Origin of the sequence: Pseudarthrobacter sp. AL07 (assembly GCF_029960665.1) — a bacterium.
Lineage (GTDB): Bacteria > Actinomycetota > Actinomycetes > Actinomycetales > Micrococcaceae > Arthrobacter.
This window is the reverse complement of record NZ_JASBRB010000042.1, coordinates 1-13,195: the sequence shown is the minus strand read 5'-3', so window position 1 is coordinate 13,195 and position 13,195 is coordinate 1. Positions and strand designations below refer to the sequence as shown.

The window sequence follows — 13,195 nt, the reverse complement described above, 5'->3', positions numbered from 1 at the left end:
CCGCGATGCGCAAGAAGGGCTGGGAAATCCCCGCCCAGCTCGCCCACATCGAGTCTTCCGGCAGCACCCGCCAGGAAGCCAGCTCACTGCTAGCAGCCCACGCCAGCTGACCGGCCTCTATTCAGAGCTGATATCCAGAAAGGACCGAAGATGCTCCCTGCAAGAATCGAAATCATCCCCTCAAACGGGATCGTTGACCAGGTCCGGGCGCTGGTTCCGCTGACCACCACGCTGACCATGACGTGCCTGCCGCACCACGGTGTGGAGCGGACCATGCGCACGTCGGTTGAGCTGAGCGACTTCGGCTACACCGTGATCCCGCACCTGGCCGCGCGCAGCATCCATGACCGGGCCGAACTGACCCGGATCATGCGGGACTGCGACGGCGCGGGCATCGGCGAGGTGTTTGTGATCGGCGGCGACCGGAAGCAGCCCGCCGGCCAGTACGGGTCCGCCCTGCCGCTGCTTGAAGACATGACCCAGTACACCGGCGGCCGGATGCGCGCCGGCGTGGCAGGGTACCCGGAAGGCCACCCGACCGTGGCCGCCCGGGACCTGCTCGAGGCCCTGCAGGACAAGCAGCACCTGGCCACCCACGTGGTCACCCAGATGTGCTTCGACGCGCCCAAAATCCTTGACTTTGCGGCGTTCCTGCGCCGTGAAGGCGTGAACCTGCCCGTCTGGGCGGGTGTGGCGGGGTCCGTCCCGCGGACCAAACTGCTGGCACTTGCCACGCAGATCGGCGTCGGGAGTTCCCTGAAGTTCCTCAGCAGCAAAGGAACGCTGGCGCGCAAGCTGCTCAGCGGCGACCGCTACTCACCCCACACCCTGGTGGCCGGGCTCGAAAGCCAGCCCGGCATCGCAGGGATCCACCTTTACAGCTTCAACAACCTCGATGCGGTCCCCAATGAAGCGGGCCACGCATCATCCCCAACGGCACTCCGGCCAGCACTGATTCGAGGAGCAGCACGTGAGCCGTAAGACCACCGTTTCCCCTCAAACTCCCCACCTGGCCGGGGCGAAGGCTTCACGGGAGTGACAACCGAACTGTTCTGACAGTCAATTGCGCTGAGTCCCCGGGCATCGTCCACGCGATCACGGGGTGCCTGCTGGATCACGGCTGCGACATCATCGACTCAGGAGGCCAAGCCTGCGCAGGAAGCCCGCCTGCTGGAGCTCGTGGACGAGCAATGCCCGACGGCGGGAGCCGGCTTAGGTGCGGTGCTGGAAGTGTGTGGTCGGTACGCCGCCCTTCAGGGTGCTCAGCATCCCTTCGGCGACGTCGCGGAGGGTCAGGTTCTGCTCGCTCGAGGCGGCGGTGAGGATCTGGACCGCCGCGTCGTAGGAGCACTGGTCCCGGCCCATGATCACGCCGCAGGCGGTGTTGATCGCGGTGCGGGTGGCCATGGCTGCGCGGAGATCCGCGGATTGGGCCAGGCCCGCCCGGACCTGCAGTGCCAGGAGCAGGCTTTTGGCCGCCACGACGGAGAATGCCAGCACCTCGGCTGCCACAACCGGGGTGAACACGTTCGTTTCCGCCGTATACAGCGTCAGTGCGGCCCGGTAGCTGCGTTCCAGCGGCAATGGCACGGCGAAAGCGGAACGGAAGCCTGCTGCCCTGAGCGTGGCCGGGTACCCATCCCAGCTCTTGTCCAGGGAGCGGGGATTGAGAATGATGGTCAGGCGGCCGCCCAGTGCCCGCGAGGTGGGACCCCGTCCGGCGAGTTGGTCCCAGCGGGAAAGGCCGCCGGCGCCGTCGGTGGTTGCCGCAGTGAAAGGCGTTCCGTCGGGCCGCACGATGGTCACAGTGCTCTCCACCTCGGAACCTGCCATGTCGCTCACCGCGGGAGCCGCAATCCGGGCAAGGGTGCAGGCCGAGGCCGCTTCCGAGTGTCCCCGGATGTCCAGCAGGGCGCCTGAGAAGCGCCAGTCCACCATTTGATCGATCATGATGCCCCAGTCCTCATGTGTCGGTACGCCTTCATGGTACGGGGCCCCGCCGGCCGGCACCCGAGTAGTGAGTACTCGCTTTTTCCGAGGCGGCCGCAGCTACAGGTCGAAGTAAGTGGTGGCTTCCCCGCCTGAGACCTTCCGGACGATCTCGTCCGCGACGTCCCGGAGCTTCTGGTTCCGGTGGCTGGAGACCTTCATCAGGATTGCCATCGCCTCGGCCTGGCTGCAGCGGTTCTGGGCCATGATGATGCCGCCGGCAAGGTTGATGGCTGTGCGGCTCATCATTGCCGCGCTGAGGTCATCTGCGGCGCTCTCGGCGGTTCCCACCCTGACGGCCAGCCGGACAGCACTGCGGGCGACGTCGGCGAAGCGGGCTGCCTCGTGGACGGTGTCCTCCGTGAATACGCCAGTGGCCGGCGCGAAGAAGTTCAGGGCTGCCGCCGCGGTTTCGCCGAGTTCAAGAGGGACGCCGAGGACGCTGTGGATGCCTTCCTCGATCAGGCGTTTTTGGTAGGTAGGCCAGCGCGTGTCAGTGCGGACATCGGCCAGCAGGACGGGGGCCGCCGTACGCATCGCTGTGAGGCAGGGTCCCTCGCCCACCGCCTGTTCGATGCGGTCCAGGTGGATGGCGCGCTCTGTGCTTCCGCCGACCGTTGCGGTTTTCTTGAAGCGCTTGAGCGTGACTCCGCATTCCACGGTGGCGCCAGTGGAGCGGCTCAGTGCGGCAGCGGCGATGATGGCGAACCCGCCGAGGAAGTCAGCCACCGATCCCGTGCCGATTATCAGGTCCTGCAGCTCAAGGATCAGCTCATGGTCGGGCGAATTGGTCATGCCCAAATCTAGGCCGAACGCACAGTGCCCACAAGTTGCCATCAGCGCAGAACCCCCGCCCAACGCCCAGTTGTGTCACCCCCCACGCGGCTTTCAGGTGAGGGTGCTGAATTTTTCGGCTTGGGTTTTGCTGCCCTGGACTATGATCTGGTCGTCGTCGTAGAGGACCGTCTGCGCAGTGGTGTGGCCCCACATGCCGCCGAGGCGTTTGACGGCGACGACGGTGATCCCGTATTTGTCGCGGAGCCCGAGGATTCCGAGCGGCCGGTCCTGGGCCTGGCTGGGTGGGCTGGTGCGGACCATCACAAAGTCGTCTTCGAACTCGACGTAATCCAGGATGCCACCGCGGACCAGGTGCGCCACCCGTTTACCCATGTCATGCTCGGGACGGATGACATGCTCGACGCCGAGCTGGCCAAGGATTTCCGCGTGGGGTTCCGAGATGGCTTTGGCCCAGATCTGTGGTCCCTGGAATTTCAGGAGCCGTGAGGTGGTGAGGATGCTGGCTTCGATGTCTGATCCGATGCCCACCACGGCGCGGTCGAATTCGTGGACGGAAAGCTGGCGGAGGACCTCCTCCTGGGTGGCGTCGGCGCGGACCACGTGGGTGAGGCGGCCGTTGAAGGACTGGACGATGTTTTCGTCCGCATCAATCCCCAGTACCTCCGTGCCTTGGGCTTCCAGTTCCAGGGCGAGTGAGCCGCCGAAGCGGCCCAAGCCGATGACGGCGACGGACCCGGCCTGGGCGAGGCGTTCCGAGCCGCGGGAGAAGATTTTCCTAGCCAATGAGGGGCCTTTCTTTGGGGTATTCGAACAGGACCGGGCGGGTGCGGACTGCCAGGGCCACTCCGAGGGTCACCGGACCGAGCCGTCCGATGAACATCAGCAGTATCAGCACGATCTGTCCTGCCGGGGGCATCGCCGCGGTGATGCCGGTGGACAATCCGACGGTGGCGAAAGCGGAGATGACTTCAAACAGAATCTTCTCCTGCCCGAAATCAGTGATCAGCATCAGGAACATGGTGGAGCCCATGATCAGGGCAAGGGCGAGCAGGACCACGGCGATGGCCTGGCGGTGGACTGCGCGGGAGAGCCGCTTCGCAAAGATGTTCACGGCGGTGTCGCCGCGAAGTTCTGTTGTGAGGATAAAGAGCAGGACGGCGAAGGTGGTGATTTTCAGGCCACCGGCAGTACCCGCAGGTCCGCCTCCGATGAGCATGAGGATGTCCATGCCCAGCCAGGAGACGGGATGCAACTGGCTGATGTCCACGCTGTTGAAACCGGCCGTGCGGGTAATCACAGACTGGAAGAACCCCGCGAGGAGGCGCTCACCGGGGTGAAGGGCGCCCAAAGTTGCCGGGTTGGACCATTCCACGGCTGTCAGGAACACGGTTCCGCTGACCAACAGGACTCCGGTCCCGGCCAGTACCAGTTTGGTATTCATACTCCAGTGGACCGGGGTGCGGTATCGGCGCCGCAGTTCGAAGAGGACGGGGAAGCCGAGACCTCCGATAATCACGGCCAAGGCGATGGGCAGGCATACCCACGGGTCACCGGCGAAGCCCATGAGGCTGTCCGGGTACAACGCGAACCCGGCATTGTTAAAGGATGAGACCGAGTGGAAGATCCCGTGCCAGAGGGCCTTACCCAACGGGTAGTTGTAATGCTCCATGAAGCGGGCCGTGAGGATCCCGGCGAGCAGGAGTTCCGTTGCCGCGGTGACGGTCAGGACGCCCAGCAGGACCTGCCGAACGTCGCCGAAACCGGTGCTCTTGGTTTCGGCCGCTGAGGTCATACGGGACCGCAGCCCCAGCCGGCGGGCCATCAGTACTCCCAGCAGCGTGCCGAAGGACATCACGCCGAAGCCGCCCACCTGGATCAGGACCAGGATCACCACGTGCCCGAAGCCGGTCCAGAAAACGGGGGTATCCACGGTGATCAGGCCGGTGACACACACCGCGGACGTCGCGGTGAACGATGCTTCCAGAAAGCTGGCACCGCCGGGGCCTTGTTTAGCAACCGGCAGCATCAACAACCCCGTACCGATGGCGACCGCCGCCGCGAAGCCCAGGACAATTACCTGGGCCGGGTGTTTGGGCGTAAACGCCCGGGCGGCTTCACCGGTGCGGGACGTCGCGGCTCCCAGAGCCGCCCAAAGGCGCCCGGTCACGCAGGGATTCTTCGCCACACGGCGGGCAGGACATGCATAGCGTCACGTTATCACCGCCAGAGCGTTCCTCTCGGTCATGCCAATACCGGACCGGGGCCGTCCTTCGTGGAGAATGCGTTCATGACCACTCACGAGATTCGGCCTGTCTACTTCCTTTCGGACAGCACCGGCATCACCGCGGAAACGCTCGGCAACACCCTGCTGACCCAGTTCCCCGCCAATAACTTTGACCGCATCACGGTCCCGTTCATTACCACCGTCGAACAGGCCAGGACCGTGGTGGGCGCCATCGACAAACTGGTGGCCACCGGTCCGCGGCCCATCGTCTTTTCCACGGCCGTCAGCAGCGAGATCAGGCAGGCCATTGCAAAGTGCCGGGGGATCATCGTGGATCTTATCGGGATGCATGTGGGACAGCTGGAGGAAGCCCTCGGCTCCCAGGCCAGCCATGAACCGGGCAGGGCCCACGGCCTGGGCAACGCGGAGCGGTATCAGTCCCGGATGGCCGCCGTCGAGTACGCCATGGAACACGACGACGGCCAGAGCCTGCGGGCGCTGGAAAAGGCGCAGGTCATCCTGGTGGCCCCGTCCCGCTGCGGAAAAACGCCCACCACCATGTACCTGGCGCTCCAGCACGGCATCTTCGCCGCGAACTTCCCGCTGGTGGACGAGGACTTTCAGCGGGAAGGGCTGCCCAAGCCACTGCGGCCCTTTGTTGAGAAGTGTTTCGGGCTGTCCTCCAACCCCCTGCGGCTGAGCCAGATCCGCACCGAACGGCGCCGCGGCTCACCCTACGCGTCGCTGCGGCAGTGCGGCTTCGAGCTGCGCAGCGCCGAGCAGTTATACGTTTCCCACCGGATCCCGTACCTGAATTCGGCGACGGTCTCCGTGGAGGAAATGGCCGCCACCATCCTGCAGCGCATGAACCTCAAGCATTAGGGAAAATTTTCACAAGCCCCATGTGGCGCACATCATGTTGGAAGAGCGCTCTGAACCTGTCACTGTAGACAGGATTCGCGCCCACCAACCGGCCACAGCCGCGAGCGGGGCGGCGCCCCCGCATGCCTTCATCTGCAAAGGAGCAGCAACCATGACGACAGACATCCTGTGGTTCTCAGAACTCGGACTCAAGGACCTGGACCGGGTGGGCGGCAAAAACGCCTCCCTCGGGGAGATGGTGCAGAACCTGACCTCCGCCGGCGTGCAGGTCCCGGACGGCTTCGCCACCACAGCGGACGCCTACCGCAGCTTCCTGGCTGACTCGGGCCTGGACCAGAAGATCGTGGACCGGCTGGTTGGCCTGGACACCGATGACGTGACGGCCCTTGCCGCGGCGGGTCAGGAAATCCGGACGCTGATGCGCGAGACGCCCTTCCTGCCGGACTTCGAGGCGCAGATCCGGAACGCCTACCAGCAGCTGGTGGACAAGCACGGGGGCTCAGAGGACCTGTCCTGGGCCGTCCGTTCCAGCGCGACCGCGGAAGACCTTCCGGATGCCTCCTTCGCCGGGCAGCAGGAGACCTTTCTGAACGTCCGCGGCATCGAGAACATCCTGATCGCCATCAAGGACGTGTTTGCGTCCCTGTACAACGACCGGGCTATCGCCTACCGCGTGCACCACAAGTTCGAACACGCCGAGGTGGCTCTCTCCGCCGGCATTCAGCGGATGGTGCGCTCCGACGTCGGGGCCTCCGGCGTGATGTTCACCATGGACACCGAGTCCGGTTTCCAGGACGCAGTGTTCGTCACGTCCTCATACGGCCTGGGCGAGGCCGTGGTCCAGGGCGCCGTGAACCCCGATGAGTTCTACGTCTACAAACCTGCACTGCAGGCCGGCCGCCCCGCCATCCTCAAGCGCGGACTGGGCGAGAAGGCCCTCCAGATGACGTACACCAACAGCCAGGAGATCGGCCGGACCATCGACTTCGTGCCGGTGGAGGCCTCCTTGCGGAACCGCTTCAGCCTCAGCGACGAGGACGTGGAGCAGCTCGCCCGGCACGCCGTCGCCATCGAGAACCACTACGGCCGCCCCATGGACATCGAATGGGGCAAGGACGGGACCGACGGCGGCCTGTACATCCTGCAGGCACGCCCGGAGACGGTGCAGTCCCGCCGGGCCGCGGGCAGCCTCAGCCGTTTCCGCCTCAACGGGACCGGCCGGGTGCTGGTGGAGGGCCGCGCGATCGGCCAGCGGATCGGTGCCGGCAGCGTCCGGATCCTGACCTCGATCGACCAGATGGCCGCCTTCAAGACCGGTGATGTCCTGGTCGCGGACATGACCGACCCGGACTGGGAACCGATCATGAAGCGGGCCTCCGCCATCGTCACCAACCGCGGCGGACGCACGTGCCACGCGGCCATCATCGCCCGCGAACTGGGGATTCCCGCCGTCGTCGGCACCGGAAGTGCCACGGATGCCCTCACCGACGGCCTCGAAGTGACCGTCTCCTGCGCCGACGGCGAGACCGGCACCATCTACGAAGGGCTCCTGGACTTCAGCGTCGAAGACACCGAGATCACCCAGCTGCCCGAGGCCCCGGTCAAGGTGATGATGAATGTCGGAACCCCGGAGCAGGCGTTCACGTTCGCGCAGCTGCCCAACCACGGCGTGGGCCTGGCCCGGCTGGAATTCATCATCAACCGCCAGATCGGCATCCACCCCAAGGCGCTCCTGAACCTGGACAGCCAGCCGGCGGACGTGGCCGTGGAAATCCGGGAACGGATCGCCGCCTATGACAGCCCTCGCGAGTACTACATCAAGCGGCTGGCTGAAGGCGTGTCCACCATCGCGGCGGCCTTCGCCCCGCACCCGGTGATTGTGCGCATGTCCGACTTCAAGTCCAACGAGTACGCCAACCTCATCGGCGGACCGGCCTACGAGCCGCACGAAGAGAACCCGATGCTCGGCTTCCGCGGCGCCTCACGCTACCTGGAGCCCTCCTTCCGGGACTGCTTCGACCTGGAGTGCGAGGCCCTGTCCTTCGTCCGCAACGAGATGGGGCTGACCAACGTCAAGCTGATGATCCCGTTCGTGCGGACCCTGGACGAGGCCCGCGGCGTCATCGAGCTGCTGGCGGAGAACGGCCTGGTCCGCGGCGAGAACGGCCTCGAGGTGATCATGATGTGCGAGATCCCGTCCAACGCGCTGCTGGCGGACGACTTCCTGGACTACTTCGACGGCTTCTCGATCGGTTCCAACGACATGACCCAGCTGACACTGGGCCTGGACCGGGATTCCGCGATCGTCTCGGGCGGCTTCGATGAACGCGATCCTGCCGTCAAGAAGCTCCTGAGCATGGCCATCAAGGCCTGCAAGGATCGCGGCAAATATGTGGGCATCTGCGGCCAGGGTCCCAGCGATCACGCGGACTTCGCGGAGTGGCTGGTCCAGGAAGGCATCGATTCGGTCTCCCTGAACCCGGACACCGTGGTGGATACCTGGCTCCGGCTCGCCGGCGCCACTGCCCCCGTCCGGTGATTGAGCCTGTCCCACGACCGCAGGGTTCCCTGTCCGAGCTTGCGAGGATAGAGAGCGGTCGGGGAGCGAAACCCCGTTCGAATTCCCAGTCCGGATTTATATCGCCCCGATATACTCAACCTATGACCAGCGAGATAGCCGAGAAAAGGGTTCGTGCCGGGCTGAGCCAGAAACGGCTAGCGGAGCTCTCGCATGTCAGTCAGCCAAATCTCTCGGCATATGAATCCGGGAAGCGCATCCCCCGGCCCGAAACCCTGGACCGGATCATGAAGGTGTTGAGGCGCCGGCCATCGGAGATCCTCGCTGAGCACCGCGATGAGGCGCTGGCGATCGCCCACAGGTACAAAGCTCACAACATTCGTGTCTTTGGATCATTGGCAAGGGGTGAGGACACCCCGGTATCCGACGTCGATCTTCTGGTTGACCTCGAACCGGGCGCAACACTTTTCGACCTGTCCGGCTTCCGCCTGGACATGATTGACCTTCTGGGCGTGGAGGTGGACATCGTCCCGTCGGGTTCAGGGGGCCCAATCATGGAGCGCATCCTCAGGGAAGCGGTGCGCCTGTGAGCGGGGACCCCGAAGGTGTCCCCGGGGGCGGCCCGTTTGTACCCCGGGAGCAGAAGGATCCGACCTTCTCCCTCGCTGCGGCCCCGAGGGACAGGGTCCTGCAGCTTATCGGGGACATGGAGGAGCGGCTGGGCTGGGCGCAGCAGATCGTGGGCGAAGGTGAGCTTGCCTTCAACGATCCTGACAATTGGCGGTCACGCGAGGCGATGAAGTCCATCTTCATTGACCTGAACACTGCCGCGGATCGGATCCCCGAGCCGGTGCGTGAGCAGTACCCCGCGATACCCTGGCGCCAGATGCGCGGACTTCGAAATGTGCTCTCTCACGACTACGCGGCCATTCGCAACGACACCGTGTGGCAAACGGCGGCCCGCAGTCTGCCGGAGCTCGGGGCCCAGCTTGCCCACATGCGTGCCGAGATCGAACGCTGGCCCTAGCCTGGCGCCCATCCAAGTCAGCCCTGGTTGATGCGGATCATGTTGCCGGACGGGTCGCGGAAGGCGCAGTCGCGGGGGCCCCAGGGCTGGACGATGGGTTCCTGCAGGACCTCGGCGCCGGAGGCCCGGGCGGCCTCGAAGGCGGCGTCGAGATCGTCCGTGCTGAACACGAGCATGGGCATAACGCCCTTGGTGACCAGCTCCTGGATGGCGTCCCCGTCGGCCTGGGAGCGGCCGGCGTGCGGCGGGGACAGGACAATCTCAAGATCGGGTTGGGCAGCGCTGCCCAGGGTGACCCAGCGCTGGCCGTCCGAGCCGACGTCGTTCCGGACTTCCAAGCCAAGGGCGTCGCGGTAGAACGCGAGGGACTCATCGAGATCGTTGACGGTGACGTGTGCGTACTTCAATGAAATGTTCATGGGTCACACGCTATGGCAGTGGCTATGAAGAAGCTTCTTCAATCCTGCTCGGCTTGCGCGCGGGCCGGGTGTGCTGCCGGGCGATGCATGTGGGCATCGCTTTCACGGCGTGGTGTTCGCGGGCCCGGTAGGCGCTGGGCGTCATGCCGACGATCTCGGTGAACCGCGAGCTGAACGAACCCAGGGACGTGGAGCCCACTTCCATGCAGGCATCGGTCACGCTGGCACCGGCGCGCAGCAGCGCCATGGCGCGTTCGATCCGCCGCGTCATGAGGTAGTTGTACGGAGTCTCACCGTAGGCGGCTTTGAACCGGCGGGAGAAGTGCGCCGCTGACATGAGCGCGCCGGCGGCCATGGTGGGCACGTCGAGTGGCTGGGCGTACTCGCGGTCAATCAGGTCGCGGGCGCGGCGCAAGTGGGCCAGGTTGGCCAGCTCCTGCGGGTTCATGGGGCAATTCTAGTAGGGCCATGCGGCAGCTTCCCGGATCCCGTCTTCGGTACGTGGCAGGCCCAAGGTGCCGGGTCTGGCCACAGGGACTATGCGCCGGCGGGCGGCCCGGGCCGCCCCGGGATTACCGGCCCCCGACCACCGCTGAATAGAACATCCCAGCCGCGGTCAACGGCTGGTGCGGGAGCTCTGGAAGGCGACGTCAATGAGGATTTCCGCTGCTGCGCGGGCTTGGCGGGCCGGTTCTGCGCTGGCGGAGATCGCCGCTGTTGTGATTGCCCCTTCCGCCAGTATGGCCAGCTGCGGAGCAAGCGCAGCGGGTGCTCCCGCCCCTGCGGCCAGCTGGGCCAGATAGTCCTGAAAGTGCTTCTTCTGTTCCCTGACGATGTCGGTGATGCGTCCGGATGCCCCTCCCACCTCACCAAAGGAATTGATAAAGGCGCACCCGCGGAATCCCTCTGATGTGAACCAGCTGGCCAGAAAGTCGTAAACCGCCAGAAGCTGTTCGCGGGGCTCCTGTGCTGCCTCGACCTGGGCGGTGACTCCGGTGGTCCAGATGTCCCTCCAGATGTGGAGGACGTCCTCCACGATGGCCTCCTTGGCCGGGAACAGACGGTACAGGCGCTTGAGCGAGACACCGGATTCGGCCCGCAACTCATCCATCCCCACCGCTGTGAACCCGCGGGCATAAAAGAGTTGACTCGCGGCCGCGAGCACGAGCTCTCTGGCCGCGTCATCATCCGGCTTACCGGGGGCAAGGGCCTTCCCGACTGACTCGTGTGGAGACACAGAGAGTGTTTCTTCCTGTTCGCTTGCATGGACAACGATCGTTCTCTATTGTAAAGGGCAGGCTAGAGAACATGCGTTCTCTAGCCTGCTGAATAGCCCGGTTGGCGCCTCTCGCAGGCTCTGGCCGGTAAAGGCCACGATGCGCACCGTGCGAGGTGGGGTCTGTCTCGACTTGGCCGAAGGCCCGGTTGCAGACCTCGGTGACGGCTGGCCCGATTGCAATATCTGCTGGACCAGGGCTGCCCGCTGGGGGTGGTCGCACCTGACGGCTGAAGGCACAATGAACAGTTTGAGCGGGCCACAACGTCCCTTGTCCTCCGAGACGGCCAGGGATGCCCTGGCGCATCTCCTTGGGCGCACGGCGCAGGGTGATCATCAGGCGTTCAGCGATTTTTATGGTCAAACGTCGGCACGGGTTTTCGGCCTGGTCCGCCGCGTCCTCATCGATCACGAGCTAAGTGAGGACGTAACCCAGGAAGTTTTCCTCATGGTCTGGCAAACGTCGTCGAAGTACAGCCCCATCGCCGGAAGCCCCATGGCATGGCTCATGACGATCGCGCACCGCAGAGCGGTTGACAGGGTCCGTTCGGAACACAGCAGCAAAATCCGGGACAGGCGTTGGGCCGGCTATACCGAGAACACGGCTAATGACGAAGTATCCGAGACGGTCATCAACAGGATGAACGCCCAAATCCTTCACCAGAGCCTGGGTTGCCTGTCCCCGCTCCAGCGCGAGGCCATCGTCCTGGCCTATCTTGGGTGCCTGACCTACCGCGAGGTCGCCGAACGGCTCTCCACACCGCTGCCCACCATCAAGTCCCGCATCAGAGACGGCCTGTCGCGGCTCCGAACGGAACTCGAACCGGCCTAGTCCGCTCCGGCAGGTCTTGCGCCCGGACCGCAGAGGTGCCATGCCGGGCAGTCCGTGACGCCGTCGGCGGCGAATAGTCTGCGCGGGGTAGTTTCCTGACGTTCGCCACCGGGCGTGCGCGGCGGAACAACAACACGCCCGTCGAGGAGATTCTCATGAGAACCATCGATCGTGCTCTGACTGTAGCTGTAGCCGTGTCGCTCGCCGGCATCACCGGATGCGGGGTGCAGAGCGCACCCCCGGCACCCCCGGCCGGCAGCAGTACCTCCGCCCCGTCCCCTAATGCGCCGGCCCAGTCCGGTGACGCCGTCATCACCATCAGGGACTTCGCCTACGAAGTTCCGGCATCCGTAAAACCGGGAGCGACGGTCACGGTAACGAACGCGGACAGCGCCCCGCATACCCTCACGGCCAAAGACAACCGCGGTTTCGACGTCGAGGTCCCGGCGGGCGCAACGGTGATCTTTCAGGCACCGGCTGCTCCCGGTGAGTACGGGATCATTTGTACTTTTCATCCGCAAATGACCGGGACGCTGGTTGTGAAATGAACCGGCCGGAACTAAGCCCCGCCGCACGGAAGAACACCGTTTGGGTGCTGCGAGGCTGTGTCGCGGCGGCCCTGGTTATCAGTGCCGTGGTCCATGTCCAGCTCGCCCCGGGGTACCAGCAGGCCGCGCCCGGCGGTCTGGGGCAAGGCACACTCTTCCTGGTCCAGGCGGGAGCCGCAGTGGTGGCCGCAGCGTTTGTGCTGCTCAAGGGTTCACCGGCCGCCTTTGCGGCCGCCGCAGTGGTTGGGTTCTCATCCCTGGCCGCGGTCATCCTCTACCGGTACGTCCAGGTGCCTGCTCTCGGGCCTCTGCCTGCCATGTATGAACCCGTCTGGTACGCGGCCAAGGTCCTCACTGCGGTTGCCGAAGCAGTTGCGGGCGGTTTGGCTGTGGCCGGTTACGCCCTACACCGGTCATGGTGGCCGGGATCGCCGCTAGCTGCCCGGGGCCGCCGCAGGGAAGCAGCTGGCTGATCCAAGACGGGTCCCCCGCCCTGAGCAAGGCCAGCCGTAACCGGCCGAGCCGTGCGGAATGGAACATTGGTGTGTCCGGGTTCACATCCGTTCCCATCCTTTTCCGCTACGGCTCCGAAGTACCCGTGCCCCCTTCTTCGGGGGGCACCAACATCACTCGCGTGTATGAGGAGATCTTTTCAATGAATAAGACACTTCGCTTTATGGCC

Annotated in this window: 15 protein-coding genes and 1 pseudogene; 9 read left to right on the top strand and 7 right to left on the bottom strand. The window is 65.0% G+C overall.

Annotated elements, in window-relative coordinates:
- Positions 1 to 110: pseudogene (locus QK290_RS17645) on the top strand (lipoyl synthase); the annotation flags it as partial.
- Between the two features lie 40 nt (positions 111 to 150).
- The gene (locus tag QK290_RS17640; RefSeq protein WP_282331949.1) at positions 151 to 981 is read left to right on the top strand and encodes a methylenetetrahydrofolate reductase; all 831 of its coding nucleotides are present in this window, start codon (positions 151 to 153) and stop codon (positions 979 to 981) included.
- A gap of 231 nt (positions 982 to 1,212) precedes the next feature.
- On the opposite strand, the gene QK290_RS17635 is transcribed toward QK290_RS17640, so the two are convergent.
- The 4 genes from QK290_RS17635 to QK290_RS17620 form a co-directional block, all read right to left on the bottom strand.
- On the bottom strand, positions 1,213 to 1,950 hold the full coding sequence (locus QK290_RS17635; protein ID WP_282331948.1) for an ANTAR domain-containing protein: 738 nt from the start codon (positions 1,948 to 1,950) through the stop codon (positions 1,213 to 1,215).
- Between the two features lie 99 nt (positions 1,951 to 2,049).
- Complete coding sequence (locus QK290_RS17630) at positions 2,050 to 2,784, bottom strand: GAF and ANTAR domain-containing protein (RefSeq protein ID WP_282331947.1); 735 nt, start codon at positions 2,782 to 2,784, stop codon at positions 2,050 to 2,052.
- Positions 2,785 to 2,877: 93 nt separating this feature from the next.
- Positions 2,878 to 3,570: a TrkA family potassium uptake protein gene (locus QK290_RS17625; RefSeq protein ID WP_282331946.1), complete on the bottom strand. Its 693-nt coding sequence runs from the start codon at positions 3,568 to 3,570 to the stop codon at positions 2,878 to 2,880.
- Positions 3,563 to 4,930, bottom strand: a complete 1,368-nt coding sequence (locus tag QK290_RS17620) for a potassium transporter TrkG (RefSeq protein WP_282331950.1) — start codon at positions 4,928 to 4,930, stop codon at positions 3,563 to 3,565. The genes QK290_RS17625 and QK290_RS17620 overlap by 8 nt, the downstream gene beginning before the upstream one ends.
- Positions 4,931 to 5,074: 144 nt before the next feature.
- Between QK290_RS17620 and QK290_RS17615 the strand changes: the two genes are divergently transcribed.
- The 4 genes from QK290_RS17615 to QK290_RS17600 all read left to right on the top strand — a co-directional run bounded on the left by QK290_RS17615 (position 5,075) and on the right by QK290_RS17600 (position 9,438).
- A complete protein-coding gene (locus QK290_RS17615) occupies positions 5,075 to 5,893 on the top strand; it encodes a pyruvate, water dikinase regulatory protein (RefSeq protein ID WP_282331945.1) in 819 nt (272 codons plus the stop codon).
- Positions 5,894 to 6,044: 151 nt separating this feature from the next.
- The gene (gene ppsA / locus QK290_RS17610) at positions 6,045 to 8,432 is read left to right on the top strand and encodes a phosphoenolpyruvate synthase (RefSeq protein WP_282331944.1); all 2,388 of its coding nucleotides are present in this window, start codon (positions 6,045 to 6,047) and stop codon (positions 8,430 to 8,432) included.
- Between the two features lie 122 nt (positions 8,433 to 8,554).
- Positions 8,555 to 9,001: a helix-turn-helix domain-containing protein gene (locus tag QK290_RS17605; protein WP_282331943.1), complete on the top strand. Its 447-nt coding sequence runs from the start codon at positions 8,555 to 8,557 to the stop codon at positions 8,999 to 9,001.
- Positions 8,998 to 9,438, top strand: a complete 441-nt coding sequence (locus tag QK290_RS17600; RefSeq protein ID WP_282331942.1) for a HepT-like ribonuclease domain-containing protein — start codon at positions 8,998 to 9,000, stop codon at positions 9,436 to 9,438. Before QK290_RS17605 ends, QK290_RS17600 begins: the two co-directional genes overlap by 4 nt.
- Before the next feature lie 17 nt (positions 9,439 to 9,455).
- Here the strand turns inward: QK290_RS17600 and QK290_RS17595 are convergent, their stop codons facing one another.
- The 3 genes from QK290_RS17595 to QK290_RS17585 all read right to left on the bottom strand — a co-directional run bounded on the left by QK290_RS17595 (position 9,456) and on the right by QK290_RS17585 (position 11,094).
- On the bottom strand, positions 9,456 to 9,857 hold the full coding sequence (locus QK290_RS17595) for a VOC family protein (RefSeq protein ID WP_104063759.1): 402 nt from the start codon (positions 9,855 to 9,857) through the stop codon (positions 9,456 to 9,458).
- Positions 9,858 to 9,879: 22 nt separating this feature from the next.
- Positions 9,880 to 10,305 (bottom strand): helix-turn-helix transcriptional regulator, encoded by a 426-nt coding sequence (locus QK290_RS17590; RefSeq protein WP_282331941.1) that lies wholly within the window; start codon positions 10,303 to 10,305, stop codon positions 9,880 to 9,882.
- Between the two features lie 168 nt (positions 10,306 to 10,473).
- Positions 10,474 to 11,094, bottom strand: coding sequence for a TetR/AcrR family transcriptional regulator (locus QK290_RS17585; protein WP_282331940.1), 621 nt, complete (start codon positions 11,092 to 11,094; stop codon positions 10,474 to 10,476).
- A 280-nt stretch (positions 11,095 to 11,374) separates the two neighbouring features.
- Between QK290_RS17585 and sigK the strand changes: the two genes are divergently transcribed.
- From sigK to QK290_RS17570, 3 genes are all read left to right on the top strand, one after another.
- The gene (sigK, locus tag QK290_RS17580; protein WP_282331939.1) at positions 11,375 to 11,965 is read left to right on the top strand and encodes an ECF RNA polymerase sigma factor SigK; all 591 of its coding nucleotides are present in this window, start codon (positions 11,375 to 11,377) and stop codon (positions 11,963 to 11,965) included.
- 155 nt (positions 11,966 to 12,120) lie between these two features.
- A complete protein-coding gene (locus tag QK290_RS17575; RefSeq protein WP_282331938.1) occupies positions 12,121 to 12,513 on the top strand; it encodes a cupredoxin domain-containing protein in 393 nt (130 codons plus the stop codon).
- Positions 12,510 to 12,986 carry a hypothetical protein gene (locus QK290_RS17570; RefSeq protein WP_282331937.1) on the top strand — a complete coding sequence of 159 codons (477 nt, stop codon included), beginning with the start codon at positions 12,510 to 12,512 and terminating at the stop codon, positions 12,984 to 12,986. The genes QK290_RS17575 and QK290_RS17570 overlap by 4 nt, the downstream gene beginning before the upstream one ends.
- The last annotated feature ends 209 nt before the right edge of the window (positions 12,987 to 13,195 follow it).

Bases quoted from the DNA above. Each gene is read 5' to 3' on its own strand.
- QK290_RS17640 (WP_282331949.1), top strand. From the start codon at position 151: ATGCTCCCTGCAAGAATCGAAATCATCCCCTCAAACGGGATCGTTGAC.
- QK290_RS17635 (WP_282331948.1), bottom strand. From the start codon at position 1,950: ATGATCGATCAAATGGTGGACTGGCGCTTCTCAGGCGCCCTGCTGGAC.
- QK290_RS17630 (WP_282331947.1), bottom strand. From the start codon at position 2,784: ATGACCAATTCGCCCGACCATGAGCTGATCCTTGAGCTGCAGGACCTG.
- QK290_RS17615 (WP_282331945.1), top strand. From the start codon at position 5,075: ATGACCACTCACGAGATTCGGCCTGTCTACTTCCTTTCGGACAGCACC.
- ppsA (WP_282331944.1), top strand. From the start codon at position 6,045: ATGACGACAGACATCCTGTGGTTCTCAGAACTCGGACTCAAGGACCTG.
- QK290_RS17605 (WP_282331943.1), top strand. From the start codon at position 8,555: ATGACCAGCGAGATAGCCGAGAAAAGGGTTCGTGCCGGGCTGAGCCAG.
- QK290_RS17595 (WP_104063759.1), bottom strand. From the start codon at position 9,857: ATGAACATTTCATTGAAGTACGCACACGTCACCGTCAACGATCTCGAT.
- QK290_RS17590 (WP_282331941.1), bottom strand. From the start codon at position 10,305: ATGAACCCGCAGGAGCTGGCCAACCTGGCCCACTTGCGCCGCGCCCGC.
- sigK (WP_282331939.1), top strand. From the start codon at position 11,375: ATGAACAGTTTGAGCGGGCCACAACGTCCCTTGTCCTCCGAGACGGCC.
- QK290_RS17575 (WP_282331938.1), top strand. From the start codon at position 12,121: ATGAGAACCATCGATCGTGCTCTGACTGTAGCTGTAGCCGTGTCGCTC.
- QK290_RS17570 (WP_282331937.1), top strand. From the start codon at position 12,510: ATGAACCGGCCGGAACTAAGCCCCGCCGCACGGAAGAACACCGTTTGG.